Source organism: Methylobacterium sp. FW102-HT35C08 (assembly GCF_058790235.1).
In genome coordinates this window covers 425937-452043 of record NZ_JBYTCL010000002.1, presented here as the reverse complement: position 1 = coordinate 452043, position 26107 = coordinate 425937, and the positions used below count along the sequence as shown (strand labels likewise).

The window sequence follows — 26107 nt, the reverse complement described above, 5'->3', positions numbered from 1 at the left end:
TCGCAGTTGGGTCAGGATCAAGACAGGGCAGTGCGATGAACCCGTTCACCTTCCAGACCACGCCGAACGTGCTGTTCGAGGCCGGCGCCTCCCGGAAGTTGCCGGAGATCGTTGGCAGCTTCGGGGCCAAGCGCGTCCTGCTGGTCACCGACAAGGGCGTGCGCAGCGCCGGCCTCACCAAGGCCGCCGAGGCGGCGCTCGCGGAAGCCGGCGTCACCCTCGACGTCTATGAAGATGTCGTCGCCGACCCGCCCTCGACGGTGATCGAGGCGGCGGCCAAGCGCGCCCGCGAGCTCGGGACCGATCTCGTCCTGTCGATCGGCGGCGGCTCGGCGCTCGATACCGCCAAGCTCGTGGCCTATCTCGCGAAGTCCGACGAGCCGCTCGACGCGATCTACGGCGTCGGCCTCGCCAAGGGCGACCGGCTGCCGCTGATCCTCGTGCCGACCACCGCCGGCACCGGCTCGGAGGTGACGCCGATCTCGATCGTCACGACGCCGACCACCGAGAAGAAGGGCGTCGTCGCTCCGAAGCTCCTGCCCGACTGGGCGGTGCTCGACCCGGAGCTGACGCTCGGCCTGCCGTCCCACGTGACGGCGGCGACCGGCATCGACGCCATGGTCCACGCCATCGAGGCCTTCACCAGCAAGAACAAGAAGAATCCGATCTCCGACCAGCTCGCCAAGCAGGCGCTGGCGCTGCTCTCGGCCAACATCCGCACCGCCTGCACGGACGGGAAGAACCTCGAGGCTCGCTCCGGCATGCTGCTCGGCTCGATGCTGGCCGGCATGGCCTTCGCCAACGCGCCGGTGGCGGCGGTTCACGCCCTCGCCTACCCGGTAGGCGCGATCTTCCACGTGCCGCACGGGCTCTCGAATGCCCTGGTGCTGATGGGGGTGATGCGCTTCAACCTCTCGCACGCCGAGGCGCTCTACGCCGAGCTGGCGCCGATCCTCGACCCGGCCGCCGCGGATCTGCCGCAGCCTGAGGCCGCCAAGCGCTTCGTCGAGAGCCTCGACGCGATCTGCCGCGACTGCAAGGTTCCGGCCTCGCTCGCCGAGGTCGGCGTCGCCCGGCAGGACCTGGAGCGCATGGCCACCGACGCGATGAAGCAGACGCGGCTCCTCGTGAACAACCCGCGCGAGGTCACCTACGACGACGCCTTCAAGATCTACGCCGAGGCGCTGGGAGAGGCGCGCCCGGCGGCGTGAACACGGGTCGCCGGCTCCGTCATCACGAGCGCAGCGAAGTGACCCAGGGTCGCGCGAGGTTGTCGAACGTGGCGCTGCTGGATTGCTTCGCTCCGCTCGCAAGGACGGAGGCGACGTTTTCAGCCTCGGCGCTGTGAGGAGAAACCCCAGCATGGACCAGTTCGACGCGTTCCGGGCGATGAGCGAGTTCTGGACCCGGGCCGGCGCGGGCTTCTTCACCCAGAGCGCCGGGCAGGCCGCGCCCGGCTTCGGCTGGCCGACATTCCCGGGGGGCGACCTCGCGGATCTCGCCGCCGCCCAGGCCAAGCTGACCGAGGCCTGGACGGCCGCCAGCGCCCTCTCGCAGACGCTGACCCGGTCGCTCCAGGGCGGCCCCGGCGCGCCGGACCCTACTGCCGGGGCGGTGCTCGCCAAAATCTTCGATCCGCAGGCCTGGCTCGGCGGCTCGGCCGAGTTCGACGCCGCCCTCACCCGCATGGCCGAGGGCCCGCAACTCGCCGACCTGTGGCAGACCGAGCGGCGTTACGCGGCCCTGTTCACCGCCTGGGCGACGCTCCGGCGGGCGCAGAGCGAGCACCAGGCCGTGATGCTCGACGCCTGGACCCGCGCCGCCGGGACCTTCGCCCAGGAGGCCAATGCCCGTGCCGAAAACGGCGAGAGCTTCGCCTCCGCCCGCGAGATGATGAGCCGGTGGATCGAGACCGCCAACGCGGTCCTGCTGGAGGTCCAGCGCTCGGACAAATTCCTGGCCTCCCAGCGGGCCGTGCTCCGGGCCTCGACCGATCTGCGCCTCGCCCAGCAGGACGTCGCGGCCTTCCTGTCCGAGTTCTACGGCCAGCCGACCCGGGCCGAGCTCGACGACGTGCACAAGAGCCTGACCGAGCTGCGCCGGGAGGTCCGGGCGTTGCGCCGGGAGCGCCGGCAGGCCGGCAAGGTTGCGAAGGCGGGTGGTTCACAGGTCGGGGAGGAAGCCCATGGCTGATCAGGAAAGCCCGAAGGGGCCGGCCGCGCCGCTGAATCTCACCCCCGCCGCGTTGCTGGCCGAGGTCGGCACCCTCGGCCGCCGGATCAGCGAGGGGGCCAAGCTGTTCGCCGATGTCAGCGATGCGGATGTCGAGATCGCCACCACGCCGAAGGATCTGGTCTGGAGCCAGGACAAGGTCAGCCTCTATCGCTACCGGCCGCTCGCCGAGAGCAAGGGCCTGCCGCCGGTGCTGATCGTCTACGGCCTGATCGGCCGCTACACGATGGCCGACCTGCAGGAGGACCGTTCGCTCGTCCGCAACCTCCTGAAGCTCGGCCTCGACCTCTACGTGGTCGACTGGGGCAATCCGGGCCGGGCCGACCGCTACGTCACCATCGACGATTACGTGGACGGCTACCTCGCCGAGTGCGTCGCCTTCATCCAGGAGGCGGCCGGGCGGGAGACGGTCAGCCTGCTCGGCATCTGCGAGGGCGGCGTCTTCACCACCTGCTACGCGGCGCTCTACCCCGAGACCGTCAACGCGATGGTGCTGACCATCACGCCGATCGACTTCCACGCCGACACCCGGGAGAACCGGGCCGGCCACGGCTTCATCAACGTCTGGACCCGCTCGCTCACGCCCGAGGATGTCGACCGGCTGATCGACGCGCAGGGCTCCCTGCCCGGCGCCTTCATGGGCTCGGTGTTCTCGATGATGACGCCGATGCGGACCATGACGAAGTACAACCTCGACCTGCTCGACGCCCTCGACGACAAGAAGAAGTTTTTGAACTTCCTCCGCATGGAGAAGTGGATCGCCGACCGGCCGGACCATCCCGGCGAGGCCGCCAAGCAGTGGCTGAAGGATCTCTATCAGGACAACAAGCTGGTCCAGAGCGCCTTCGAGCTCGGCGGCCGAAGAGTGGAACTGAAAGCCATCACCTGCCCGGTGCTGAACGTCTTCGCCCAGGACGACCACATCATCCCGCCGGCCACCTCGCAGGCGCTGAAGGATAAGATTGGCACCAGCGATTACACCGAGATGGGGCTGCCCGGCGGCCATGTGGGCGTGTTCGTCGGCGGCAAGGCACAGAAGCTGCTGGGCTCCGGCATCGCCGACTGGCTGGCCCAGCGGGGGTAGCGTGCAGTCTCGGGGGAGTGCCGCATGGGCAGCCTGAAGAACAAGATCGTCAGCGCCGACGAGGCCGCCGCCATCCTGCAGGACGGCGACATGGTGGCGGTGTCGGGCTTCGTCGGGATCGGCACGCCCGACGAGCTGATCCTGGCGCTCGCCCGCCGCTTCGAATCCGGCACCGGCCCGCACGGGATCGGCCTGATGTTCGCCGCCGCGCCCGGCGACGGCAAGGAGCGCGGCCTCAACAAGCTCGCGATCCCGGGCCTCGTCCGCCGCGTCGTCGGCGGCCACTGGGCGCTCGTGCCGAAGCTCGGCGCCATGGCGGTGGCGGGCGAGATCGAGGCCTACAACCTGCCGCTCGGCGTGGTCTCGCACCTCTACCGCGAGATCGCCGCCCACACCCCCGGCCACATCACCAAGGTGGGCTTACGCACCTTCGTCGACCCGCGGCTGGAGGGCGGCAAGCTCAACGCCGTCACGAAGGAAGACCTCGTCAGCGTGGTCGAGCTCGGCGGCGAATCCTGGCTCCACTACAAGGCCTTCCCGGTCAATGTCGCGCTGATCCGCGGCACCACGGCCGACCCGGCCGGTAACATCACCATGGAGCGCGAGGCGCTCACCCTCGACAACCTCGCCGCCGCCATGGCGGCAAAGAATTCCGGCGGCTTCGTCATCGCCCAGGTGGAGCGGCTGGCCGAGGCCGGCTCGCTCAACCCGCGCGAGGTGCAGGTCCCCGGCGTGCTGGTCGATTGCGTGGTCCTGAGCAGTCCCGAGAACCACCGCCAGACCTACGGCACGCCCTACAACCACGCCTTTACGGGCCGCCAGCGCGTGCCGCTCGACCGGATCGCCCCGATGGCGCTCGATACCCGCAAGGTCATCGCCCGGCGCTGCGCCTTCGAGCTGCCGCCGGGCGGCGTGGTCAACCTGGGCATCGGCATGCCCGAGGGCGTCGCGGCGGTCGCCGCCGAGGAGCGGGTGCTGAAATACCTGACGCTGACCGCCGAGCCCGGTGTGATCGGCGGCCTGCCGCAGGGCGGTCTGGATTTCGGCGCCGCCCTCAACCCGGCTGCCGTGCTGCACCAGAATCAGCAGTTCGACTTCTACGACGGCGGCGGCCTCGATCTCGCCTGCCTGGGCCTCGCCCAGTGCGACGCCGAGGGCAACGTCAACGTCAGCCGCTTCGGCACGCGGCTCGCGGGCGCGGGCGGCTTCATCAACATTTCGCAGAACGCCAAGAGCCTCGTCTTCGCCGGCACGTTCACGGCCGATGGCCTCAAGGTGGCGGTGGAGGACGGCGGCATCCGGATCCTCAGCGAGGGCCGTTCGCGAAAGTTCATCGCCGCGGTGGAGCAGGTGACCTTCTCGGGGGCCTACGCGGCCGAGCGCGGCCAGCCGGTGCTCTACGTGACCGAGCGCTGCGTGTTCCGGCGGACCCGGGCCGGCATGGAGCTGGTCGAGGTCGCGCCGGGCATCGACATCGCGCGCGACATCCTCGGACAGATGGGCTTCACCCCGATCGTGCAGGACCCGCAGCCGATGGATCCGCGCCTGTTCCGCGAGTCGGTGATGGCGCTGGAGCCCTGGCTGCTGGGCCTCTCGCTGTCGGAGCGGATCAGCTACGACCCGGAGCGCAACATCCTGTTCTCGAACCTCGAAGGTTTCCAGGTCCGGACCATCGACGACGTCGAGCTGGTGCGCCGCGAATACGAGCGCGCCTGCCAGGAGATCGGCCGCAAGGTCCACCTGATCGCCAACTACGACGGGTTCGAGATCGACCCGACGGTGAGCGACGCCTACTTCTCGGCGATCGCCTATCTCGAAAACCGCTATTACGAGACCGCGTCCCGGTATACCACGAGCGCGTTCTTGCGATTGAAACTCGGCGCCTCGTTGGCGAGCCGCGACCTGGCTCCCCATGTGTTCGAGACAAAAGCCGAGGCGCAGGCGAGGAATACGGCCCAGAGCGTGCCTCTCAAGCCGCGGCCCGGCATGTCCAAGCCCGACATGCCGCGGCCGCCGAAGGAACCGTTGGATGCCTGAGTTCGAGACCCCCTCCCTGAAGGACAGCGCCCTGCTGGTCGATGCCTGCCTGATCGGCGGCGAATGGTCGAAGGCCGGTTCCGGCAGCATCGACGTCACCAACCCGGCGACCGGGGCGCTGATCGCCAAGGTGCCGAATGCCGGCGCCGACGAGACCCGGCAGGCCATCCAGGCGGCGCACGCGGCCTACCCGGCGTGGCGCGCCAAGACCGCCAACGAGCGCGCCGTGCTGCTGCGCAAGCTCGCGGCGCTCGTGACCGAGCATCAGGAAGATCTGGCGCAGATCCTCACCGCCGAGCAGGGCAAGTCGCTGACCGAATCCCGTGGCGAGGTCGCCATGTCGGCCGCCTACGTGCTGTGGTTCGCGGAAGAAGCGCGCCGCGTCTACGGCGACGTGGTCCCCTCCCCCTGGGGCGACCGCAAGATCCTGGTCACCAAGGAGCCGGTCGGCGTGGTGGCGGCGATCACGCCGTGGAACTTCCCGTCCTCGATGATCGCCCGCAAGATCGCTCCTGCTCTGGCCGCCGGCTGCCCGATCGTGATCAAGCCCGCCTCGCAGACCCCGCTCTCGGGCCTCGCCTGGGGCGTGCTGTGCGAGCGCGCCGGCTTCCCGGCCGGCACGGTCTCGATCCTCACCGGCTCGGCCCGAGCGATCGGCGCCGAGATGACCGGCAACCCGCTCGTCAAGAAGATCACGTTCACCGGTTCCACTGAGGTCGGCAAGGTGCTGCTGGAGCAGGCCTCGCACACGGTGAAGAAGGTCTCGATGGAGCTGGGCGGCAACGCGCCGTTCATCGTGTTCGACGACGCGGACCTCGACAAGGCGGTCGCCGGCGCGATGCTCGCCAAGTACCGCAACTCCGGCCAGACCTGCATCTGCACGAACCGCTTCCTGGTGCAGGACGGGATCTACGACGCCTTCGCGGAGAAGATGGCCGAGGCGGCCAACCGCCTGAAGGTCGGCAACGGCGTCGAGGACGGCGTCGCCCAGGGGCCGCTGATCGACATGGCGGCCGTGGAGAAGACCGAGGCCCATATCCGCGACGCCGTCGAGAAGGGCGGCCGGGTGGTGGCGGGCGGTCACCGCCACGCGCTGGGCGGCCAGTTCTTCGAGCCGACGGTGATCACCGGCGCCACGCCCGCCATGGCGGTGGCCCGGGAGGAGACCTTCGGGCCGCTGGCGCCGCTGTTCCGCTTCCGCGACGAGGCGGAGGCGATCCGCATGGCCAACGACACGGAGTACGGGCTCGCTTGCTACTTCTACACCCGCGACCTCGGCCGCACGTTCCGGGTCGCGGAGGCGCTGGAATACGGCATGGTCGGCATCAACGAGGGCATCATCACCACCGAGGTGGCGCCCTTCGGCGGCGTGAAGGAATCCGGCCTCGGCCGCGAGGGCTCGTATCAGGGCATCGAGGATTACCTGAACACCAAGTACCTGTGCGTGGGCGGGCTGGGGGCGTAGGGGCCGCGTTCACGATGACCCGCCGGGGACCTAACGGGTGCTCTCACTGCGGGCAACCGGGTTCACACACCTTGGCCTGGCACTGATGCCTTGAGAGAAGGGCGCTTTTCCCTCCCCCTTGTGGGGAGGGGTCAGGGGTGGGGGTGGTGCAGACGGCACCGCACCGCTCGATCCTGCCCCACCCCCACCTCCAACTCCTCCCCACAAGGGGGAGGAGAGCGGGTGCGGTGCCTGCAGCCTACCGGCCGCTTGGCGCCGCACCGCTGCCCGTGGTCCCATTGCCCGAGCTGCTGCCGGCGGGCGCGCCGGGGGTGCTGACACGCGGGCCGCCGCTGGTGCCGGGCGCCATGCCGGTGCCGGTGGAGCCGGTGCTCTCCATCGTCCCGGTCCCGCCCACCGCGCCGGACTTGTTGACGTTGCCCTGGTTGGCGCCGCCGGTCTGCGGTGCCTGGGCCAGCGCCGCGCCGGACGTGGCGAGCACCAGGGACGTGGCGAGGGCGAGGATGGTCTTCGACATGAGGGCTCCTGAACCGTCGGAATGACGTCGTTTCAGGCCAACCCGGGGGTGCGGGGATGGTTCAGCGGGCGAGCGCCTCGCGCCACGCCGTCCAGGGCCAGCGCAGGGGCTCCCCGCCCGCGGCCGGGGCGATCGAGACCGTCGCGGTCCGACCGCTCACCAGCCGCGGATCCGCGGTGCCGCCGTCGAGGGTGATCCGCACCGGAATGCGCTGGGCGAGGCGCACCCACGAGAAGGTCGGGTTGACGTTGGCCAGAAGGTTGGTCGCGTCGCTGCGGCCGGTCTCGCCGATGCCGCCGGCGATGCTCGCCACACGGCCCATGAGCACGCCGTCCTCACCCATCAGCTGGACGCTGACCGGCGCGCCGACGCGGATGCGCGGCAGCTTGGTCTCCTCGAAATAGCCCTCGATCCGGACGGTGTCGCGGTCGATCAGCGCCATGACACCACGGCCGGTGGTGACGTAGGCGCCCGGCCGCAGCTCCATGTTGGTGATCCGGCCGTTGACCGAGGCCCGCACCGCCGAGCGCTCCAGGTTGAGCTTGGCGAGGTCGCGATCCGCCACCGCCTGCTCGTACGCGGCCTGGGCGGACAGGTCGGCGGCCTTGGCTGCCTCGACCTTCTGCTGCGACACCGCCGCGTCGCTGAGCTTGCTGTAGCGGGCATAGTCGGCCGCATTCTGCTCGGCGGTGGCCTTCCGGCCCTGGACCATCGCCTCCGCCTGCCGCAGCCCGAGGCGGAACCGGTCCGGATCGATCCGGAACAGGACGTCGCCCTTCCGCACGACCTGGTTGTCCTCCACCAGCACCTCGGTGACGAGGCCGGACACGTCCGGGGCCACCGCCACCACGTCGGCGCGCACGCGCCCGTCCCGGGTCCAGGGGGCGTCCATGTAGTAGTCCCACAGGCCGAGGCCGACGATCATCGCCGCGGCGACCATGCCGAGGGTGACCACGAGGCGGCCGAGGACGGAGAACAGGGCGGTCATTGCAGGGTCCGATGGGCGAGGGTCACGACGCCGCCGAGCAGGACGACGTAGAGGGCGAGGTCGAAGAGCGGCCGGTGCCAGACGAGGCGGTAGAAGCCGGTCGCCGCGAGGAGGCGGCGCAGCGGCAGGCTGAGCGCGAAGGCCAGGGCCATCCAGAGAGCGAGGCCCGGCACGAACACGCCGTAGAGGTCGATCTCGCCCATCATGCCGCCATCTCCCGATCGCCCGGCTGCGGCGCCGCCTCCCGATAGGCCGGCGCGTCCGGGAAGAGCCCGCGGCGCAGGCCTGTCAGGCCGATCAGGGCGGCCCTGCGCTCCGGCGAGAGAGTCGCGCCCGCGACGGCATCGAGGCTGTCGTCCAGGGCGGCCAAGAGATCGATGTCCGGCTCCCTGGCCTGCCTGCGCAGCTGGCGCGCCGCCAGAGCCAGGGCGTGATCGATCGACACGCGCGCGACGCCCGAAAGCCGCCGGCGCACCCGCCGGACCTCCACGAGGTTGATGCCTACCCGCACGTCGGCCAGGAGATCGCCCATCGCGGCCGCGGTCTCGGCGGGCAGCACCGCGAGGCGGGGGGCGATGAGGCCGATGCGGTCGAGCATCAGGGCCGCGAGCTCGAGCCCGTGCCCGGTGCCGCGCCCGTCCGCCGCCGCGGCGAGGCTGCGCCGGTTGATGCGCACGAGCCGGCGGGCGCTCCGACCGGCGCCGATCGAGCGGATCAGCCGGGTCACCACGGCGCCCACCCACATGCCGACCACCGAGGCGACCACCGAATTGGCGAAGGGCGCGAACTCGCCGCTGTAGCCGTTCTGCAGCGCCAGCATGGTCGCACCGTTGAGGGCCGCGCCCATTCCCATCGGGGTGAACCGGGGCTGCGTCATCGCCAGCCCGCACAGGATCAGCGCCGGCGCGAGCGCGAGCGCGAGCATCTCGAACGTGGTCACCAGCGGCAGGACCGCGAACAGGTAGAAGCCCGCCGCCAGGGCGCCGACGAGTGCCGAGTTGGTGAAGCCGAGGATCTGCGGGGTGGGGTCGTCCTGGGTGGCGAAGAGGCAGCAGGCGACGGCCCCCATCATCGGCGCCGCGGATCCGTCGGGCCAGCCGGTCGCGATCCAGATGGCGCAGCAGACCAGCAGGCCGACGAATACCCCGAAGGCCGAGAACGCCGCCAATCCGTGATCGCGATGGCGGATCCCGCGCACGCGGGCCGTGTAGGCGAAGGCGAGCGGCGCCGCCGGCGCCGTGCCGGCGGCGAGATGTCCGCGGAGCACGCGCAGGTCCTGGCGCAGGTCGATGATATCGCGCAGACGCACCGAAAGGCTCGCCAGCAGCAGCGTGGCCCAATCCGGGTTCTGCCCGAGTGCGGGCTCGAACTCATCGACCCGGCGACGCAGCCGCGCGGCCGTCTCCGGATCGTCGTCCTCGCCGGCCAGCCAGACGGCGAGGTCCGACAGGAAGGCGCGGACCCGGGACGGGAGCGCCCCGGCCCGCTCCAGCGTCGTGATGCGGTCGGCGACCGCGGCCACGATCGGCAAGACCATCAGCATGTGCTGCCGGAGCGGTGCGAAGGCCTGCGCCGCACGCTCCGCACCCGTGGCTTCGTTGCGGAGCGCGAGGCCGAGGGCGTCGAGCCCGATCGCGTCCGAAGCCAGCCGCAGGCGCACACCCTTGCTCTGGCCGGTGCTGCCGGCATCCGGCGCCCGGGCCGCCGCGAGAGCGCCCTGCGTCCAGGTCCGGGCCTCGGCGAGCCACAGGTTCAGCCGCTCGACGATCACCGGGGCCGCCGATTGCGGCAGCACCAGCGTGGCGACGAGGCTGGCGCACAGGATCCCCAGCGAGATCTCCTCGGCGCGCGCCACCGCGGTGTCGAAGATCGCGCCGGGATCGTCCACCGCCGGGAAGCCGATCAGCGCGGCCGTGTAGCCGGCGAGCATCGGCAGGTAGCTCGCGGGCGTGCGGTCGAGGAGCGAGACGTAGAGGCACAGTGCGACCCAGAGCGCCACCGCGAGGCTCAGCATAATCGGCTCGTTGACGAGGTTCGGCACCAGCACGACGCTCACCGCCGCGCCGAGTCCGGTGCCGCAGAGGCGGTAGACGGCCTTGGAGCGGGTCGCGCCGGAGAGAACCTGGCTGGTGATGTAGACGGTGCCGAGCGCCCAGTACGGCCGCGGCAGGTCGATCCAGAGCGCCAGGAACAGGGCGAGCATCGCCGCCGCGTAGGTCTTCAGCGCGAAGGCCCAGTCACGCCATCCGGGAAGGGTCACGAGGCCGGCTCCCATTCGGGCTCGGCGGCCGCGCGGCCGTAGCGCTGAAGCGCCGCGAACACCCGGAGGCTCGCTTCGAGATCGGCGCCATCGACCTCGGCGAAGACACGCGCGCGCAGGGTCGAGAGTTCGGCCTCGATCCGCTCGAAGACCTGCCGGCCGCGCTGGGTCAGGCCCAGCACTTTGGCGCGCCGGTCCGACGGATCCTCGCGACGCACCACCAGCCCGGCGGCGGCGAGCTGGTCGATGAGGCGGACCAGGGAGGGGCCCTCGATGCCGACGGCTTCCGCCAGGACGTTCTGGCGCGGCTCCTCGTCCATCCGGCCGATGATGATCAGCGGGTGCGCGCTCGCATCGGACAGGCCGTGCGCTTCCGCAACGGTGTTGGCCGCGCGACGCCAGTGGCGTCCGGTCGTCAGGAGGGCGTGGGTACAGGCCTGCTGCAGCTGTTCGCGCGTCTTCGGATCGTCGATGCCGGGCATTGGCCAAATCCATCGCCGCGAGGATCCGGCGAGAGGCAGGATTCATCGGCTCGCATGCTGATAGATAGCATCATATCAATTTAGACAGAGGGACAACTTGAGGCGACAGGGTTGCGGGAGACGAATGGGTTCGCCTCATCTCTCAAGGCGTAGCATCAATGGAAAGCGGAGAGCGTCTGGCACCGCACCGTCATTCCGGGGCGCCGCAAACGAGCCCGGAATCCAGAGCCGCAGGTTCCGCCAAGGTTAGCCACATCGGCGGCTCTGGATTCCGGGCTCCGCTACGCGGCCCCGGAATGACGGTGCGACGGCCGCGCACCTTCGCGAACGGTATGAACGCCTTATCCGTAAGCCGCCGATCCGTTCTCGCGGGCCTTGGCCGCTAAGGCACGGCGGACGCCCTACCCGCACCGGGACCGCGCGTCGGCCGCGGCGTCACGCCGGATGCGTGTTGTGGATCTGGTCGAAATCCAGGGACGCCGTATCGATCACGACCTGCGTCCGGCTGATCACCTCGAGCTTGCGCAGGATCTCGGAGACATGGGCCTTCACGGTCGAGTCGCCGACCTGGAGCTCGTGAGCGATCTGCTTGTTGAGCTTGCCCTGCCGGATCATCATCAGAACCCGCAGCTGCTGCGGGGTGAGCCGGGCGAGGCGCTCCGGCAGCGGTGCCTTCTTGCTCCGCGGCGCGGGCGCGCTCGCCTCGGCCAGCCCCGGTGGCAGGAACAGGGCGCCGCTCATCACCTCGGTGATCGCCCGGGTGAGCGTCGCCTTGTCCATGGCCTTCGGGACGAAGCCGGCCGCGCCGTGCTGCAGGGCCTCGCGGACGATGCGCGGATCCTCGTGGCCGGAGACGATCAGGATCGGGATGCGCGGAAAACTCGCCCGGATGGTGATCAGCCCGTCGAAGCCGGTGACGCCCCGCATCGACAGGTCGAGGAGCGTCAGGTCGATGCCGCGGTTGGCCGACAGCACCGCGCAGGCCGCCTCGATCCCGTCGGCCTCGTGCAGCACCGCGTCGGGATGCGCGAGGCGGATCGTGGCCGCCAGGGCGTCGCGGAACAGCGGGTGGTCGTCGACGATCAGGAGATGCACGGAGACCTCGGTCCTTCGCTCGAGATCCTCACGGGATCCGCCGAACACGCGGGCGGGAGGTCCGAAGGTGATCGATGCGGCCCCAGGGCGCAAGCGGGTGTTGAGACGACCGCCCTGCCCCGGAGCCTGGGCGTGCCGGCCCGTGTAGGCCGGCACGCTTCCTGTTGAGCGCCTTCAGCGCGACGCCACCGTCTTCGGCAGCTTGAACGCCCAGAAGCTGCCGCCCTGGTTGATGCCGGCGGTGGACTGGGCGACCTCGCCGCCCCAGAGTGGCACCGCGCCGCCCCAGCCGGCCGTGACGCCGACCCACTGCTCGCCGTCCTGCTCTACGATCCGCCCTCGCTGCTGCTCTGGGCCTTCACGTTCGCCGCGCTTTTGGTCTGGGGTCGCGGCACCTTCTGCGGCTGGCTCTGCCCCTTCGGCGCCCTGCAGGAATTCGTTGCCCTGCTGTCGCGGCCGCTGCGCATCCGGCCAGCTTCTGCCGCTACCTGTGCCCGCTCGGCGCCGGCCTCGCCGTGCTCGGGCGCGTGCGGATGCTCGACTGGATCCGGCGCCGAACCGAGTGCGGATCGCCCTGCCAGCTCTGCAAGGTCCGCTGCCGCTACGGCGCCATCGCGCCTTCCGGCCGCATCGATTATCCCGAGTGCTTCCAGTGCATGGACTGCGTCACGATCATCCAGGATCCCGTGCAGTGCGTGCCGCAGGTGATCGCACGCAAGCGGACGCGCCGGGCGGCCCCGCAGCCGGTTCCGGTCGCATGAGCCCGCACTTTCTGCGTGATCCGGCGCGCCGGCGCATCCTTGTCGGAGCCGCAGGCCTTGCCGGGGCCGCCGGGCTCGCGGCCTTCCGGGCCTCCGCGGCCGCCCGGGGACTGACGCTCCGGACGCGCGGGTCTCGCCTTCGGCACCACCGTGGCGCTCACCGCGGCCGGTCCGGACGCCACCATGGTCGAAGCCGCGTTGACGGATGGCTTCGCGGCCCTGCGTGCCGTTGAGCAAGCCGCCAGCCTGTTCCGCCCCGACAGCGCCCTCGCGCGGCTCAACCGCGACGGCGTCCTGACGGCGCCCGATCCGCACCTCGTCGCACTGCTGCGCTTCGCCCTCGCCCTCGGGGCCGAGACCGGCGGCGCGTTCGATCCGACGGTGCAATCCCTCTGGCCGGTCTGGGCGGGTGCGGCCGCCCGAAGCGCGAGGCCGGACGACCGGGCGGTCGAGGCCGCCCTCCAACAAGTCGGGTGGCATCGCGTCGGCCTCGAACCGGACCGGATCATCCTGGAGCCGGGCACGGCCCTGACCCTCAACGCCCTGACCCTCAACGCCCTGACCCTCAACGCCCTGATCCAGGGCTACGCCGCCGACAGGGTGATGGCGGCGCTCCGGGCGCGCGGCATCGACGACGCGTTCGTGGATACCGGCGAGTTCGGCGCCTCGGGGGCGCATCCCGACGGCACGCCGTGGCGCCTGGGCCTCGCCGATCCCCGCGATCCCGCCGCACTCGCCGCCGTGATCGCGCCGTTCGCGGGCTTCGCCGCGACCTCCGGCGACTACGACATGAGCTTCTCGGACGACCGGGCGGACCACCACATCTTCGATCCGGCCACCGGCCACTCACCGCGCTTCTTCTCGTCCGTTACCGTGACGGCGCCGACGGGGCTCCTGGCGGACGGCCGGTCGACCGCCTGCATGGTGCTCGGGCGCGAAGGCGGGACGCGGCTCGTCGGCGCTCATGCGGGCTGCGCCGTCCGCTTCACCGACAAGGCCTGACGACTCACGAGGCGCCGTCCTGCACGCACCGTCATTCCGGGGCCGCGTAGCGGAGCCCGGAATCCAGATCCGCTGACGCGCCGAGATCCTGCACGGACAGCGGATCTGGCTTCCGGGCTCGCCTGCGGCGCCCCGGAATGAGGTGGCGAGAACAGGATCCGGACGGCATCCCGCTCGACGTCCGGTCCCCATGTGCGGAACCTCACCCGTAAGAGACCCAGCCCGCTTGCTTACAATCATGATGGGCGTCATGTTTGAAATACATGATGATTATCATGTTCAGCAATCGGAGATCGACCATGTCCAGCAAGCCAGCCGTTCTCGTTACGGGCGCCTCGTCGGGGATCGGCGCCGTCTACGCCGACCGCTTCGCCCATCGCGGCCACGACCTCGTCCTCGTCGCCCGCGACGGCGAACGGCTGAACGGCCTCGCCGAGCGCCTGCGCCGCGAGGCCGGCGTGACCGTCGACGTCGTTCAGGCGGATCTGACCCGGACGGAGGATCTCGCTCGCGTCGAGGCGCGCCTGCGCGAGGACGCCCGGATCGGCGTGCTGGTGAACAATGCGGGCGCGGCGCTCGCCGGGCCCTTCGCCGAGCAGAGCCCGGATCAGACCGCCGCCCTCATCGGGCTCAACGTCACGGCCCTCACCCGGCTCGCCGGCGCGGTCGCACCGCGCTTCGTTTCCGACGGGACCGGCGCCATCATCAACATCGGCTCGGTGGTCGGCTTCGTCCCCGAATTCGGCATGGCGGTCTACGGCGCGACAAAGGCCTACGTGCAGTATCTCAGCCAGGCGCTCCACCTCGAGCTCGGGCCGAAGGGCGTCTACGTCCAGGCGGTGCTGCCCGCCGCGACGCGGACCGAGATCTGGGGCCGCACCGGCATCGACGTGAACGCCCTTCCGGCCGTCATGGAGACGGGCGATCTGGTCGACGCCGCCCTGGTCGGCTTCGACCGCCGCGAGACCGTGACAATCCCGCCGCTGCCCGATGACGGCCAGTGGCGCAGCTTCGACGCGGCGCGGGCCGCGATGATCCCGAATCTCGGCCAGACCCGTCCGGCGGAGCGCTACCGCAACGCGGCCTGATCCCCGCGAACCCGGCTTAGGATGCCCGGGCCGGGCTCAAGCTTCGCGGCGCGCGTTCCAGAACACGAACTGGTCCTGGACGATGTCGCGGATCTCGCGCCGGTACGCGGTCCGGTAGAAGTACTGGCCGAGCGGCAGGTACGGTACCTGGACCATGGCGGCGGCCTGCAGGTCGCGGGCGATCCTCTGCCGCCCGGTCTCGTCCGGCGCCTCGATCCAGGCTTCCCGCAGTGTCTCGATCTCGGGGATGTCGGGCCAGCCGAAGAAGCCCTTCTGGCCGCCGCAGCGCAGCACCTGCTCGCCGACCGGGTTGGCCATGTCGAGGCCGACCCAGGTGGTGCTGAAGATGTTCCACCCGCCCTGGTCCGGCGGCGCCTTGCTGGCCCGGCGTGTCACCAGCGTGCCCCAGTCGGAGACGACGTACTGCACGTTCATCCCGAGGCGCTGGAGCAGGTCGTGCATCACCTCGCCCAGGGCGCCGAGCACGGGGTTGTCGCTGGCCGACATCAGCACGACGCGCTCGCCCTTGTAGCCGGCGGCGATCAGGTCCGTCTTCGCGCGCGCGAGGTCGCGCTTGCGCGTCAGGATGTCGAGGCCGGCATCGCTGGCCATGGACGTTCCGGGCGTGAAGATCCCGACGCCGGTACGACGGAGCTTCTCGTCATCGCCCGCCGCGGCGGCCATGAAATCCTCCTGCGTCAGGGCTTCGAGGATGACCCGCCGGATTGCCGGCTTGTCGAAGGGCGGATGGAGGTGGTTCATCACGGCGGTGCCGAGATTGCCGAGGCGCCCGGCGAGCTGCGTCACGATCTGCGGGTTGCCCTGGAGCGTCGGCAGCAGATCGTTGATCGGGTTCTCCCACCAATCGACCTCTCCGTTCTGCAGCGCGGCCGCGGCGGTGCCGGGATCGGGCATGACCTGCCACTCGACCCGCTCGAAATGCACCCGCTTCGGCCCGGCGGCCCAGGAGATCGTGCCGCTCTCGCGCGGCCGGTAATCCGGATTGCGATCGTAGACGACCCGGGCGCCGACCAGCCGCTCCTTGGTGTTGAACCGGAACGGGCCGGATCCGATCACCTCGGGGATCTGCTGCGCCGGGTCCGTGGCGGCCAGGCGCTCGGGCATGATCACCAGAACGGGCGGCCCGAGCTTGGCCAGCGTCTCCAGCATTAGCCCGTAGGGCCGCTTCAGGCGGATGACGAAGCTGCGGTCGTCCGGCGCGCTCATGGCGTCGGTGCGGGCCATCAGCGCCTGGCCGAGGCTGTCGCGCTGCGCCCAGCGCCGGATCGACGCGATGCAGTCGCGGCCCCGAACCGGCTCGCCGTCGTGGAATTTCAGACCGTCGCGAAGACGGAAGGTCCAGAGCGTGCCGTCCGCCTCGACCGTGTGCCCCTCGACCATCTGCGGCTGCGGCTTCAGCTGCGCATCGAGGCCGTAGAGCTGGTCGAACACCATCAGCGCGTGGTGGCGGGTGATGTAGGCGGTGGTCGTGACCGGATCGACGATCGTGAGATCGGATTGCGGCACGTAGCGCAGGACGCTGGCCCGTGCATTCTGGGCGAGCGCCGGGCGCGCCGGCAGGAACGGGAGGGTTCCGGCCGCGGCGGCACCGCGGAGAAAGGAACGTCGCAGCATGGTCTCGAACTCCCGACGCGGGCCCGCGCCGCAGGAATGTCCGGGCCGAAGCGGTCGCGGCATTCCGGACGGGGTGCGGACGTGGTGATGCTGCGCGGCTGCAAGAGACACGCCCCTCCCCATGCCCGCGGCGCAGACCCTGCATTCGGAAGTCCGAGGGATTAACGCCCGTGATCGAGAGGAGAGTGCGTGTGACCGAGGCGCTGCAGCCGTATTGGCCGATGGAAGCCTGGGAAGAGGCGGATCCCGGCGCGGCCGGTTTCGACGCCGGGCGGCTCGCGGAGGCGGTCGCCTACGCCGAGGCCAACGAGAGCCAGTGGCCGCGCAGCCTGTACTATCCCGACGGCCGCTATGTCGGGATCGTGGAGTGGAACGAGCGCGGGCCGTGGAGCGACATCGCCGGTCCGGTGCGGGCCCGCGGTGGGCCCGCCGGCGTGATCCTCAAGGGCGGCCGGCGCGTCGCCGCGTGGGGCGACACGCGCCGGCCGGACATGACTTTCTCGATCGCCAAGAGCTATCTGGCCGTCCTGGCCGGGCTCGCACACGATGACGGGCTGATCCCAGACGTGGACGCGCCCGTCCGCGACAACGTGCCGGATCCGCTCCTCGACGGACCGCAGAACGGCGCGATCACGTGGCGCCACCTGCTGCAGCAATCGAGCGAGTGGGAGGGCACCCTGTTCGGCAAGTCCGACCAGGTCGACCACCATCGCCAGATCGGCCCGGGCGCCGACAACAGCCGCAAGGGCGAGAGGCGACCCCTGCGCGCGCCGGGCACGCATTACGAGTACAACGACGTGCGGGTAAACCTGCTGTCCTACTGTCTGATGCGCCGCTTCGGCCGCGCCCTGCCGGAGGTGCTCCGCACGCGGATCATGGAGCCGATCGGCGCCTCGCGGGACTGGGCTTGGCATGGCTACGACAATGCCTGGGTTGAGATCGACGGCGCCCGGGTCCAGTCCGTGCCAGGCGGCGGCCACTGGGGCGGCGGCCTGTTCATCGGCGCCGACGACCATGCCCGCTTCGGGCTGCTCATCGCCCGGGGCGGCGACTGGAACGGGCGCCGGATCCTCTCGGAGGGCTGGATTGGCGCCATGCTGACCCCCTCGCCGACCCTCGACAGCTACGGCTATCTCTGGTGGCTGAACCGCGGCGCATCCGCCAAGCCAAAACTGCCCGCCTCAGCCTTCAGTGCCCTCGGGGCCGGCAACAACGTCATCTGGTGCGATCCGGACCGCGACCTCGTCGCGGTCCTGCGCTGGATCGACAAGTCCGCCCTCGACGGCTTCCTGCTCCGCCTCGTGGCGGCGCTGCGGGATTAGGCCTGCGCCAATGCCGCGATGGTCTCGGCCATCGCGCGCGCCCGGGGGACGAGCGTCGCGACCTCCAGATACTCCTCCGGCGAGTGCGCCTTCCCGCCGACCGGTCCCACGGCGCAGAGCGTCGGACAGCCGACGCTGGCGGTGAAGCCGGAATCGGCGCAGCCGCCGGCGAACTCGCCTGCGACCGGCGTGCCCTGCCGGGCGCTGACCCGCGCGTAGGTCTCGAACAGCGCCCGCGAGGCCTCGTCCTGAACCAGCGGCAGGAACTCGCCCTTGATGGTCAGATGCGCGGTGGTGTCGGGAACGGTCGAGTCCGCCACGATTGCGGCGATCCGGTCCATGGCCGCCGCCCGGTCCGGCGGGGTCACGTAGCGCAGGTCGATCTCGCAGGTCGCCCGCGGGGCCACGGTGTTCACCGACTGCCCGCCCGCGATCAGCCCGACATTCACCGTCGTGCCGCGCTCCAGATCGGTGATCGCGTGGAAGGCCACGGTCTTGTGCGCGAGTTCCAGGATGGCGCTGCGCCCGTCGGCGTAGTTGCCGCCGGAATGGGCAGCCTTGCCGCGCACCTCGAGGACCATGAACACGCCGCCCTTGCGGCCCGTGACGACGTTCCCTGTGGGGCGGCCGGGCTCGGAATTCAGCACCGCCCGGGCGCCGCGCGCGGTCTCCTCGATGATCGGCCGGCAGGCCGGCGAGCCGATCTCCTCGTCGCTGGTGAACAGGCCGACGAGCGGCACTGGCGCGCCGGCGCGGTGGAAGGCTGCGAGTACGAAGGCGTTCATCACGAGGCCCGCCTTCATGTCGGCGACGCCCGGCCCGTAGGCGCGCCCGTCCGCGATCCGGAACGGCCGATGGGCCACCTCGCCCTTCGGGAAGACCGTGTCGCGATGGCCCATCAGCACGACCGGTCGGTTGCCGCCGCCGGACCCGGCGACATGGGCCTTCAGCGCGTCGCCGTAGCCCTCCACCGGGACCGTCGTGACCGGGATGCCGTGGCCGGCCAGGAACTCTGCGATGCGGGCGCCGACCGCATCGACGCCCGGCTTGTCGTAGGAGCCGGAATCGATGTTCACCAGCGCTTCGAGGAGGGCCAGCATGGCGTCCTCCTGCGTGTCCAGCCAGCCGAGGGCGTCGGCGTCAGGTGCGGTCATGGGGATCCTCGAATGGAGCGCGTCGGATGATGGGCTCGAGCGCCTTCGCGCGCGGAGCGAAGCAACCCAGAGACGCTACGCTTGCGGAGGTCGCGCTGCCGTGGATTGCTTCGCGCCGCTCGCAAGGACGGCGCCGTTGCGCCGTGACCCCGCACGGAAAAAGGTGCGCCTATTCCACGGTGACGGATTTGGCGAGGTTTCTGGGCTGGTCGACGTCTTTGCCCATGATCACGGCGGTGTGGTAGGCCAGCAGCTGGATCGGCACCGCGTACACGATCGGCGCCACGCTCGGCTCCAGCGCCGGCATCGTCACCGTCGCCAGCGTCTCCAGACCGTGCTCGGCCGCGCCCTTGGCATCGCCGATCAGCACGATCCGCCCGCCGCGCGCGGCCACCTCCTGCATGTTCGACACCGTCTTCTCGAACACCCCGTCATGCGGCGCGATCACGATCACCGGCACGCTCGCGTCGATCAGCGCGATCGGACCGTGCTTCAGCTCGCCCGCCGCGTAGCCCTCCGCGTGGATGTAGCTGATCTCCTTCAGCTTCAGCGCACCCTCCAGCGCCATCGGGTAGCTCGTGCCCCGGCCGAGATACAGAACGTCCCGCGCCTGCGCGACCTCGCGCGCCACAGCCTCGATCGCCCCCTCCCGGGTCAGCGCCTCCGCCATCAGACCCGGCACCCGGATCAGCGCCTCCACCAGCCGCGCCTCGCCCGACGCGTCCAGCGTGCCCCGCGCCCGCCCCGCCGCGATCGCCAGGCACAACAGAACCGTCAGCTGGCACGAGAACGCCTTCGTCGACGCCACCCCGATCTCCGGACCCGCCAGCGTCGGCATCACCACCGACGATTCCCGCGCGATCGTCGAGCTCGGCACGTTGACCACGCTCAAGGTGTGCTGGCCCTGGCTCCTGGCGTAGCGCAGCGAGGCCAGCGTGTCGGCGGTCTCGCCCGATTGCGAGATCACCAGCGTCAGCCCGTCCCGCTCCAGCGGCGCCTCGCGGTAGCGCGCCTCGGAGGCCACGTCGATCTCCACCGGCAGCCGCGCCAGCTGCTCGAACCAGTAGCGCGCCACCAGGCCGGCATAGTACGCCGTGCCGCAGGCGGTGATGTACACCCGGCTGAGCCGGGCGAAGTCGAACGGCAGCGCCTCGGGCAGCACCACCCGGCTGTTGGCCAGGTCGACGTAGTGGGCCAGCGTCCGGCCGACCACCTCGGGCTGCTCGTGGATCTCCTTGGCCATGAAGTGGCGGTAGGCGCCCTTGTCGATCCGGTAGGCCTGGGTGGCGATCGTCTGGCGCGGGCGCTGGACGACCGCCCCGGACGCGTCGCGGATCTCGGCGCCGTCGCGGGCGAGGATCGCCCAGTCGCCCTCGTCGAGATAGGTGATCGCGTCGGTGAAGGGGGCCAGCGCCAGGGCGTCGGAGCCGAGATACATCGCGCCCGCGCCGAAGCCGATCGCCAGCGGCGCGCCGTGGCGGGCGCCGATCAGCAGGTTGTCCTCACCGGCGAACAGGAAGGCGAGCGCGAAGGCGCCGCGCAGCCGCGGCAGGGCGGCTTCGACCGCCGCCACCGGCCCGAGGCCCCGGTCCATGCTGCGGCTGACCAGCTGGGCGACGACCTCGGTGTCGGTCTCGGTCTCGAACACGACGCCGTCGGCCTCGAGTTCCTGCTTCAGCGCGCGGAAGTTCTCGATGATGCCGTTGTGCACGACCGCGAGGTTGTGGGTGGCGTGGGGATGGGCGTTGGTCTCGTTGGGCCGGCCGTGGGTGGCCCAGCGGGTGTGGCCGATGCCGATCGTGCCGGTGAGCGGCTCCTGCGCGAGCCTGGCCTCGAGGTTGGCGAGCTTGCCGGCGGCGCGGCGGCGCGCCAGCCGGCCGTGCTCGAGGGTGGCCAGCCCGGCGGAGTCGTAGCCGCGGTATTCGAGCCGGCGCAGGGCCTCGATCACCTGCCCCGCCACCGCGTCGCGCCCGACGATGCCGACGATGCCGCACATGGATGTGTCTCTCGCTCTCGCGCCCGGAGCGCCGCGCTTTCGTTCCGCGCGGCGCCTGGGCCGCCCCGCTCAGCGTGGCGCCAAGCGTGACTTGTACCGGATGGGGGCGTCGCAGAGCGAGTCCCGGCTGCGCTCGGGCGTTCCGCGCCCCCGAATCAGGAGCTTTTTCCGCGCCGTGCCTTCTCGGCCTGCAAGGCGGCGCGCTTCTCCCTGGCCCAGCCGGGCTTCGTCGCCTGCCGGCCGCGCGCGACCGCCATGGCGTCCGCCGGAACGTCGTCGGTGATCACCGAACCCGAGCCGATATAGGCCCCCTCCCCCACCGTGACCGGCGCCACGAGCGCTGAGTTCGAGCCGATGAAGGCGTTCGCGCCGATGGTGGTCCGGTGCTTGAGCACGCCGTCGTAATTGCAGGTGATCGTGCCGGCTCCGATATTCGCCTTCGCGCCGATTTCGGCATCGCCGAGATAGGTGAGGTGCGCGGCCTTGGCGCCCGCGCCCATATGGGCGTTCTTCAGCTCGACGAAATTGCCGAGCTCGGCGCCGCTTTCCAGCACGGCGTGGCCGCGCAGCCGCACGAACGGTCCGATCCGGACGTCCGCCTCGAGTCGCGTATCTGTCAGATGCGCGAAGGCCCGCACGGTGCAGCCGTCCCCGACGCGCACCCCCGGCCCGAAGACCACGTTCGGCTCGACGATGACGTCGCGTCCCAGCACGGTGTCGTGGCTGAGGAAGACGGTCTCGGGTGCGATCAGGGTGGCGCCGCCCAGCATGGCGCTGCGGCGCAGCCGGGACTGGATCGCGGCCTCCGCGACGCTGAGCTGCGCCCGGTCATTGACGCCTTGAGCCTCCGCCTCGTCCACCGGCACGACGGTGACCGCGAGCCCGTCGGCGACCGCGAGCGCCACGGCGTCGGGCAGGTAGTACTCGCCGGCGGCGTTGTCGTTGCCGATGCGGGTGAGTAGCGCCAGGGCGTGGGGGCCCGACAGCGCCATCAACCCGGCATTGCAGAGCGTCACGGCCCGCTCGGCCGCGCTGGCATCCTTCTCCTCGCGGATCGCCAGGACTCGGCTGCCTTCGGTCAGCACCCGCCCGTAACCGGTGGGTGTCGCGGTCTCGAAGGCCAGCACCGCGACCGCCGCGCCATCGGCCAGCGGTGCCCGCAACCTCAGGAACGTCTCGGCGGTGATCAAAGGCGTGTCGCCGAAGGCGATGACCACGTCATCGTCCGGATCGGCGAGCACGTCCCGGGCCGCCAGCACCGCGTGGGCGGTGCCCAGCCGCTCGGCCTGCGGGAAGACCTGCGCGCCAGGGGCCTGCCGGGCGATCTCGGCGGCGACGTCGTCGCGGCCGGGCTCGGCCACCACGGCGATCCGGCCGGCGCCGGCCGCCTGCACGGCGGCCAGCACGTGCCCGAGCATGCTGCGGCCGGCGATCCGATGCAGCACCTTCGGCAGGTCCGAGCGCATGCGCGCGCCCTTCCCGGCCGCCAGCACGATGGCGGTGAGGCTGCGGGACGGTGTTCCGGTCGCGGTCATGGCAGGTCCAGGCGTCGTCATTCGGCGCCACGGATGGGCCGGACGGCGGTTTCGCGCAAGCCCGGCCGTTCGGTCAGCGCGGCGCCAAGCTTTCGCTCAGCGCAGGGCCAGGGCGGCGTGGTGGGCGGATCCGTGGGCGAAATGCTCGCGGCGGCGCTCGATCGAGCTCGGGATCCGCAACGACTCCCGGTACTTCGCCACCGTGCGCCGGGCGATGTCGACGCCCTCGCTGCGCAACTTCTGCACCAGCGCATCGTCGGAGAGCACATCGGCCGGCGTCTCGCCGTCGACGAGCTGCTTGATGCGGTGGCGCACGGCCTCCGAGGAATGCGCCGCCATGCCGGCCGCACCGGGGATCGCCGCGGTGAAGAAGTATTTCATCTCCAGGGTGCCGCGGCTCGTGCCGATCGCCTTGTTGGAGGTGACGCGCGACACCGTCGATTCGTGCATGCCGATCGCTTCCGCCACCGTCTTCAGGTTGAGCGGGCGCAGATGGGTGACGCCGTGGACGAAGAATCCGTCCTGCTGGCGCACGATCTCGGTGGCGACCTTGAGGATGGTGCGGGCGCGCTGCTCCAGGGAGCGGGTCAGCCAGTTGGCGTTCTGCAGGGCCTCCGACAGGAAGGCCTTGTCGCCCTCCGCCGACGCGCCGCGCACGACCCGGGCATAGTAGCTCTGGTTCACCAGCACCCGCGGCAGGGCCTCGCCGTTGAGCTCGACCAGCCAGGACCCGTCGGGGGCGGCACGCACGAACACGTCGGGCACCAGCACCTCGACCGCGCTCGACCCGAAGGCCCGTCCCGGCTTGGGGTCGAGTCGGCGGATCTCGCCCAGCATGTCGACGAGATCCTCGTCGTCGACGCCGCACAGGCGGCGCAGGGCCGCGAAATCGCGCTTGGCCACGAGATCGAGACGGGAGACCAGGGCCTGCATGGCCGGATCGAACCGGTCGCGCTCGCGCAGCTGGATCGCGAGGCATTCCGCGAGATCCCGGGCCGCGATTCCGGGCGGGTCGAAGGTCTGCACGAGGGACAGCACGCGCGTCACCAGAGCCGGGTCGGCCCCGAGACGCTCGGCCACGCCGTCGATGCCCTCGCGCAGGTAGCCGGCCTCATCGACGGCGTCGATCAGGAAGCCGCCGATCAGGCGCTCGGCGGGATCGCGTGTCGCCAGCTCGAGCTGGCTCGCGAGGTGGTCGCGCAGCGACGTCTCGGCCGTGAGACTGGCCTCGAAATCCGGCGCTTCGGCGTCGAAGCTGCCGCCGCCGCTGCCGTAGGGCGGCGGGGTCAGCGAGAGCATGTCGCCGCCGCCTGCCTCGCGCGCCTGGACCGGCGCCTCGTCGGGAAAGACGTTGTCGAGCCGCGTGTCGAAGTCGCCCTCGATCTCACCGCGGCTCGCATTCAGCTCGGTGGAGAGCCACGAATCGGGCTCCGGCGCCTCGAAGCCGTCGGCATGCGATTCGTCCTGGTGGGAGCCGGATTCCGAGGCGTCGCCTGCGCCCGGCAGCTCGGGCTCGGCACGCTCGAGGAGCGGGTTCCGCTCCAGCTCGGCCTCGACATAAGAGGCAAGATCGAGCTGCGACAGTTGCAGGAGCTTGATCGCTTGCAGGAGCTGCGGCGTCATCACCAGGGCCTGGCCCTGACGCACTTCCAGCCGTTGCACCAAACTCATGCGAGGCCCCGATGCCCTTCCAGCGCGATTCACCAGCCCGAGCGGCGGTGCTCACGGCATGGTTCTTGCTTGTCTTGCTGCTCCGTGTGTAGACCGATGGAGAGCGCACGTCAAAGCGCGGCGACGCGCTCGGTTGTTGGCAAGTGCAGGCCGCGCGGCGCACGTAGCAAAGCAGCCACATCGGCACGGTTGCCCGGGCCAATCTGAGGATCGGTCTTTAAGGAAGCTTTGCATTCCGCATCGAAGCCGATTCTCGTGTGTTGCCGTTCTTCCGAGATCACTGGTCTGTCCGATAGCGGACGCTTCCTGCCTAATGTGCAATATCTGCTCGCGTTCGTGCCGTGATCCGAGCAGGCTCGGCGTGACGCTTCGTCTCACCAAACTGTGTCGGCGCGTTTTCGGCTGCTTCTGCGCACCTCACGGCGATGGCTCATCAGAACAGCTTGCTGGCGTCCCTCTCCGAGGCGGACAACGCGCTGCTCGCGCCGCATCTCGAACCTGTCGAACTGCCCCTCGGGATGGTTCTGGTGGAACCGGCCAAAGTCATTGCGCATGCCGTCTTCATCGAGACCGGCCTGTGCTCGGTGGTCTCGGGCCTGGCGGAGGGCGGACGCGTCGAGGTCGGATTGTTTGGCCGCGACGGCATGGCGGTGCCGACATTGATCCTGGGTGTCGATACGATCCCCCACCAGATCTTCATGCAGGTCGCGGGCCGCGGGCAACGTATTCCCGTCGCGGACCTGCGCGCGGCCGCCGAGGCCAGCCGGTCACTGCGCGATCTGCTGCTGCGCTACGTGCAGACCTTCCTGGTGCAGGTCGCCCAGACCGCTATCGCCAACGCCGGCACGCCGGCTGAGGAGCGGCTCGCGCGCTGGTTGCTGATGTACCACGATCGCCAGGATGGGGACGATCTGTCGGTCACGCACGAGTTTCTGTCGATCATGCTCGGTGTTCGCCGCCCCACCGTCACGGTGGCGATCCATACGCTGGAAGGGGCCGGGCTGATCCGGGCCCGGCGCGGGCGCATCCGTGTGCTGAGCCGCGCGCGGCTGGAGCAGGCGGCCGGTAACACCTACGGTCCCGCGGAGGCCGAGTACGAGCGCCTGATCGGGCCGCTCAGGGCGCATCAGGGAACGCTGGCGTAGGGCACCTCCGCCACGACGGCACCGCCCTCGTCGGTGATCACGAACGTGTCGGCCCGCCAACGGCGCGGCGCGCCGTAGATGTGAGGCAGGCGCCGCATCTCGCCGACGATCTCGCGGGCGAGCGCCTGGGCGGCGGCCCCGTCGGGCAACTCGTCGCCCTCATCGTCGTGGATCAGCGTGCCGTGCCGGCGAACGTTCAGGTAGAAGCGGGGCAGGTCTTACCTCCGTGATCCTCATTCGGGATCGGCCGCCGCGCCGTCCCGGCATCCTGGCTTTCGGATCCTTCCGGCTGAGCGATCGTGCCGCCAGCGACCGAAGGCGGCGGCCCGGCGCTCGCCGCGAAACGCCGGAGGCGTAGCCTCCCCGCAGCGTCCCGTTCCATTGGACCTTCGTGCAAGTTCCTTCGAGCAAGCCTGGAGGCAGGGCTGCGCCGCGCCCAGGCTCGGAACAACGGTGCGGCCGCCTTGATGCAGGGTCAGCTTTCTCCTAGGGAGTGTGTACTTTCCGACAATCGCGAGCGGCTGCCGGAGGATTCCGTCACCTCGTGTCCGCTGGAGAGGCACCCGTGCCTGGGTGAACAGCCGGTCCTGCGGCTCGGGGCCGGTATGGTTCGACCCACACACAGGTTAGCGACAGGG

20 protein-coding genes and 2 pseudogenes are annotated in these 26107 nt (G+C 70.6%); 10 read left to right on the top strand and 12 right to left on the bottom strand.

The window, feature by feature from the left end; all coding sequences use genetic code 11:
• The first annotated feature begins 35 nt into the window (after nt 1–35).
• From AC3WSN_RS02280 to AC3WSN_RS02260, 5 genes are all read left to right on the top strand, one after another.
• Nucleotides 36–1211, top strand: coding sequence for an iron-containing alcohol dehydrogenase (locus AC3WSN_RS02280; protein WP_492536064.1), 1176 nt, complete (start codon nt 36–38; stop codon nt 1209–1211).
• 151 nt (nt 1212–1362) lie between these two features.
• Nucleotides 1363–2193, top strand: a complete 831-nt coding sequence (locus tag AC3WSN_RS02275) for a poly(R)-hydroxyalkanoic acid synthase subunit PhaE (RefSeq protein WP_492536062.1) — start codon at nt 1363–1365, stop codon at nt 2191–2193.
• Nucleotides 2186–3316: a class III poly(R)-hydroxyalkanoic acid synthase subunit PhaC gene (gene phaC, locus AC3WSN_RS02270; protein ID WP_492536061.1), complete on the top strand. Its 1131-nt coding sequence runs from the start codon at nt 2186–2188 to the stop codon at nt 3314–3316. Before AC3WSN_RS02275 ends, phaC begins: the two co-directional genes overlap by 8 nt.
• Before the next feature lie 24 nt (nt 3317–3340).
• Nucleotides 3341–5353 carry an acyl CoA:acetate/3-ketoacid CoA transferase gene (locus AC3WSN_RS02265; protein ID WP_492536059.1) on the top strand — a complete coding sequence of 671 codons (2013 nt, stop codon included), beginning with the start codon at nt 3341–3343 and terminating at the stop codon, nt 5351–5353.
• Nucleotides 5346–6818, top strand: a complete 1473-nt coding sequence (locus AC3WSN_RS02260) for an NAD-dependent succinate-semialdehyde dehydrogenase (RefSeq protein ID WP_492536057.1) — start codon at nt 5346–5348, stop codon at nt 6816–6818. Before AC3WSN_RS02265 ends, AC3WSN_RS02260 begins: the two co-directional genes overlap by 8 nt.
• A gap of 238 nt (nt 6819–7056) precedes the next feature.
• Here the strand turns inward: AC3WSN_RS02260 and AC3WSN_RS02255 are convergent, their stop codons facing one another.
• From AC3WSN_RS02255 to AC3WSN_RS02230, 6 genes are all read right to left on the bottom strand, one after another.
• Nucleotides 7057–7335: a hypothetical protein gene (locus AC3WSN_RS02255; protein ID WP_192711476.1), complete on the bottom strand. Its 279-nt coding sequence runs from the start codon at nt 7333–7335 to the stop codon at nt 7057–7059.
• 61 nt (nt 7336–7396) lie between these two features.
• Nucleotides 7397–8323: an efflux RND transporter periplasmic adaptor subunit gene (locus AC3WSN_RS02250; protein WP_492536055.1), complete on the bottom strand. Its 927-nt coding sequence runs from the start codon at nt 8321–8323 to the stop codon at nt 7397–7399.
• Nucleotides 8320–8529, bottom strand: coding sequence for a DUF1656 domain-containing protein (locus AC3WSN_RS02245; RefSeq protein ID WP_010683917.1), 210 nt, complete (start codon nt 8527–8529; stop codon nt 8320–8322). Before AC3WSN_RS02245 ends, AC3WSN_RS02250 begins: the two co-directional genes overlap by 4 nt.
• Nucleotides 8526–10583: an FUSC family protein gene (locus AC3WSN_RS02240; RefSeq protein ID WP_492536053.1), complete on the bottom strand. Its 2058-nt coding sequence runs from the start codon at nt 10581–10583 to the stop codon at nt 8526–8528. The genes AC3WSN_RS02245 and AC3WSN_RS02240 overlap by 4 nt, the downstream gene beginning before the upstream one ends.
• Nucleotides 10580–11065 (bottom strand): MarR family winged helix-turn-helix transcriptional regulator, encoded by a 486-nt coding sequence (locus AC3WSN_RS02235; protein WP_492536051.1) that lies wholly within the window; start codon nt 11063–11065, stop codon nt 10580–10582. Before AC3WSN_RS02235 ends, AC3WSN_RS02240 begins: the two co-directional genes overlap by 4 nt.
• 435 nt (nt 11066–11500) lie before the next feature.
• Nucleotides 11501–12160, bottom strand: coding sequence for a response regulator (locus AC3WSN_RS02230; protein WP_192711472.1), 660 nt, complete (start codon nt 12158–12160; stop codon nt 11501–11503).
• Between the two features lie 276 nt (nt 12161–12436).
• Here AC3WSN_RS02230 and AC3WSN_RS02225 point away from each other — a divergent pair.
• From AC3WSN_RS02225 to AC3WSN_RS02215, 3 genes and pseudogenes are all read left to right on the top strand, one after another.
• Nucleotides 12437–12921, top strand: a pseudogene (locus AC3WSN_RS02225) (4Fe-4S binding protein); the annotation flags it as partial.
• Nucleotides 12918–13923 (top strand): annotated as a pseudogene (locus AC3WSN_RS02220) (FAD:protein FMN transferase). The pseudogenes AC3WSN_RS02225 and AC3WSN_RS02220, both read left to right, overlap by 4 nt.
• 299 nt (nt 13924–14222) lie before the next feature.
• On the top strand, nt 14223–15011 hold the full coding sequence (locus AC3WSN_RS02215) for an SDR family NAD(P)-dependent oxidoreductase (protein ID WP_492536049.1): 789 nt from the start codon (nt 14223–14225) through the stop codon (nt 15009–15011).
• Between the two features lie 36 nt (nt 15012–15047).
• Here AC3WSN_RS02215 and AC3WSN_RS02210 read toward each other — a convergent pair whose 3' ends face one another.
• Nucleotides 15048–16646: an ABC transporter substrate-binding protein gene (locus AC3WSN_RS02210; RefSeq protein WP_492536047.1), complete on the bottom strand. Its 1599-nt coding sequence runs from the start codon at nt 16644–16646 to the stop codon at nt 15048–15050.
• Nucleotides 16647–16837: 191 nt separating this feature from the next.
• Here AC3WSN_RS02210 and AC3WSN_RS02205 point away from each other — a divergent pair, with 191 nt between their 5' ends.
• Nucleotides 16838–17968, top strand: a complete 1131-nt coding sequence (locus AC3WSN_RS02205) for a serine hydrolase domain-containing protein (RefSeq protein WP_492536045.1) — start codon at nt 16838–16840, stop codon at nt 17966–17968.
• Here AC3WSN_RS02205 and AC3WSN_RS02200 read toward each other — a convergent pair.
• From AC3WSN_RS02200 to rpoN, 4 genes are all read right to left on the bottom strand, one after another.
• Entirely contained in the window at nt 17965–19122 is a 1158-nt protein-coding gene (locus AC3WSN_RS02200) for a M20 family metallopeptidase (RefSeq protein ID WP_492536043.1), read from the bottom strand. The genes AC3WSN_RS02205 and AC3WSN_RS02200 overlap by 4 nt on opposite strands.
• A 169-nt stretch (nt 19123–19291) precedes the next feature.
• Nucleotides 19292–21118 carry a glutamine--fructose-6-phosphate transaminase (isomerizing) gene (glmS, locus tag AC3WSN_RS02195; protein ID WP_492536041.1) on the bottom strand — a complete coding sequence of 609 codons (1827 nt, stop codon included), beginning with the start codon at nt 21116–21118 and terminating at the stop codon, nt 19292–19294.
• 155 nt (nt 21119–21273) lie between these two features.
• Nucleotides 21274–22653, bottom strand: a complete 1380-nt coding sequence (gene glmU / locus AC3WSN_RS02190) for a bifunctional UDP-N-acetylglucosamine diphosphorylase/glucosamine-1-phosphate N-acetyltransferase GlmU (RefSeq protein ID WP_492536039.1) — start codon at nt 22651–22653, stop codon at nt 21274–21276.
• Nucleotides 22654–22749: 96 nt separating this feature from the next.
• Nucleotides 22750–24324 carry an RNA polymerase factor sigma-54 gene (gene rpoN / locus AC3WSN_RS02185; RefSeq protein ID WP_492536037.1) on the bottom strand — a complete coding sequence of 525 codons (1575 nt, stop codon included), beginning with the start codon at nt 24322–24324 and terminating at the stop codon, nt 22750–22752.
• Between the two features lie 425 nt (nt 24325–24749).
• On the opposite strand from rpoN, the gene AC3WSN_RS02180 reads away from it, so the two are divergent.
• The gene (locus tag AC3WSN_RS02180) at nt 24750–25469 is read left to right on the top strand and encodes a Crp/Fnr family transcriptional regulator (RefSeq protein WP_492536035.1); all 720 of its coding nucleotides are present in this window, start codon (nt 24750–24752) and stop codon (nt 25467–25469) included.
• Here AC3WSN_RS02180 and AC3WSN_RS02175 read toward each other — a convergent pair.
• Nucleotides 25451–25618, bottom strand: coding sequence for a DUF6894 family protein (locus AC3WSN_RS02175; protein ID WP_238198180.1), 168 nt, complete (start codon nt 25616–25618; stop codon nt 25451–25453). The two genes, AC3WSN_RS02180 and AC3WSN_RS02175, sit on opposite strands and share 19 nt — an antisense overlap.
• Nucleotides 25619–26107 lie beyond the last annotated feature (489 nt).

What these genes read in the sequence shown, in the direction of transcription:
- AC3WSN_RS02250 (WP_492536055.1), bottom strand. Translation starts at nt 8,323, where the DNA reads ATGACCGCCCTGTTCTCCGTCCTCGGCCGCCTCGTGGTCACCCTCGGC.
- AC3WSN_RS02255 (WP_192711476.1), bottom strand. Translation starts at nt 7,335, where the DNA reads ATGTCGAAGACCATCCTCGCCCTCGCCACGTCCCTGGTGCTCGCCACG.
- AC3WSN_RS02245 (WP_010683917.1), bottom strand. Translation starts at nt 8,529, where the DNA reads ATGATGGGCGAGATCGACCTCTACGGCGTGTTCGTGCCGGGCCTCGCT.
- AC3WSN_RS02215 (WP_492536049.1), top strand. Translation starts at nt 14,223, where the DNA reads ATGTCCAGCAAGCCAGCCGTTCTCGTTACGGGCGCCTCGTCGGGGATC.
- rpoN (WP_492536037.1), bottom strand. Translation starts at nt 24,324, where the DNA reads ATGAGTTTGGTGCAACGGCTGGAAGTGCGTCAGGGCCAGGCCCTGGTG.
- AC3WSN_RS02235 (WP_492536051.1), bottom strand. Translation starts at nt 11,065, where the DNA reads ATGCCCGGCATCGACGATCCGAAGACGCGCGAACAGCTGCAGCAGGCC.
- AC3WSN_RS02260 (WP_492536057.1), top strand. Translation starts at nt 5,346, where the DNA reads ATGCCTGAGTTCGAGACCCCCTCCCTGAAGGACAGCGCCCTGCTGGTC.
- AC3WSN_RS02210 (WP_492536047.1), bottom strand. Translation starts at nt 16,646, where the DNA reads ATGCTGCGACGTTCCTTTCTCCGCGGTGCCGCCGCGGCCGGAACCCTC.
- phaC (WP_492536061.1), top strand. Translation starts at nt 2,186, where the DNA reads ATGGCTGATCAGGAAAGCCCGAAGGGGCCGGCCGCGCCGCTGAATCTC.
- AC3WSN_RS02265 (WP_492536059.1), top strand. Translation starts at nt 3,341, where the DNA reads ATGGGCAGCCTGAAGAACAAGATCGTCAGCGCCGACGAGGCCGCCGCC.
- AC3WSN_RS02180 (WP_492536035.1), top strand. Translation starts at nt 24,750, where the DNA reads ATGGCTCATCAGAACAGCTTGCTGGCGTCCCTCTCCGAGGCGGACAAC.
- glmU (WP_492536039.1), bottom strand. Translation starts at nt 22,653, where the DNA reads ATGACCGCGACCGGAACACCGTCCCGCAGCCTCACCGCCATCGTGCTG.
- AC3WSN_RS02200 (WP_492536043.1), bottom strand. Translation starts at nt 19,122, where the DNA reads ATGACCGCACCTGACGCCGACGCCCTCGGCTGGCTGGACACGCAGGAG.
- AC3WSN_RS02280 (WP_492536064.1), top strand. Translation starts at nt 36, where the DNA reads ATGAACCCGTTCACCTTCCAGACCACGCCGAACGTGCTGTTCGAGGCC.
- glmS (WP_492536041.1), bottom strand. Translation starts at nt 21,118, where the DNA reads ATGTGCGGCATCGTCGGCATCGTCGGGCGCGACGCGGTGGCGGGGCAG.
- AC3WSN_RS02275 (WP_492536062.1), top strand. Translation starts at nt 1,363, where the DNA reads ATGGACCAGTTCGACGCGTTCCGGGCGATGAGCGAGTTCTGGACCCGG.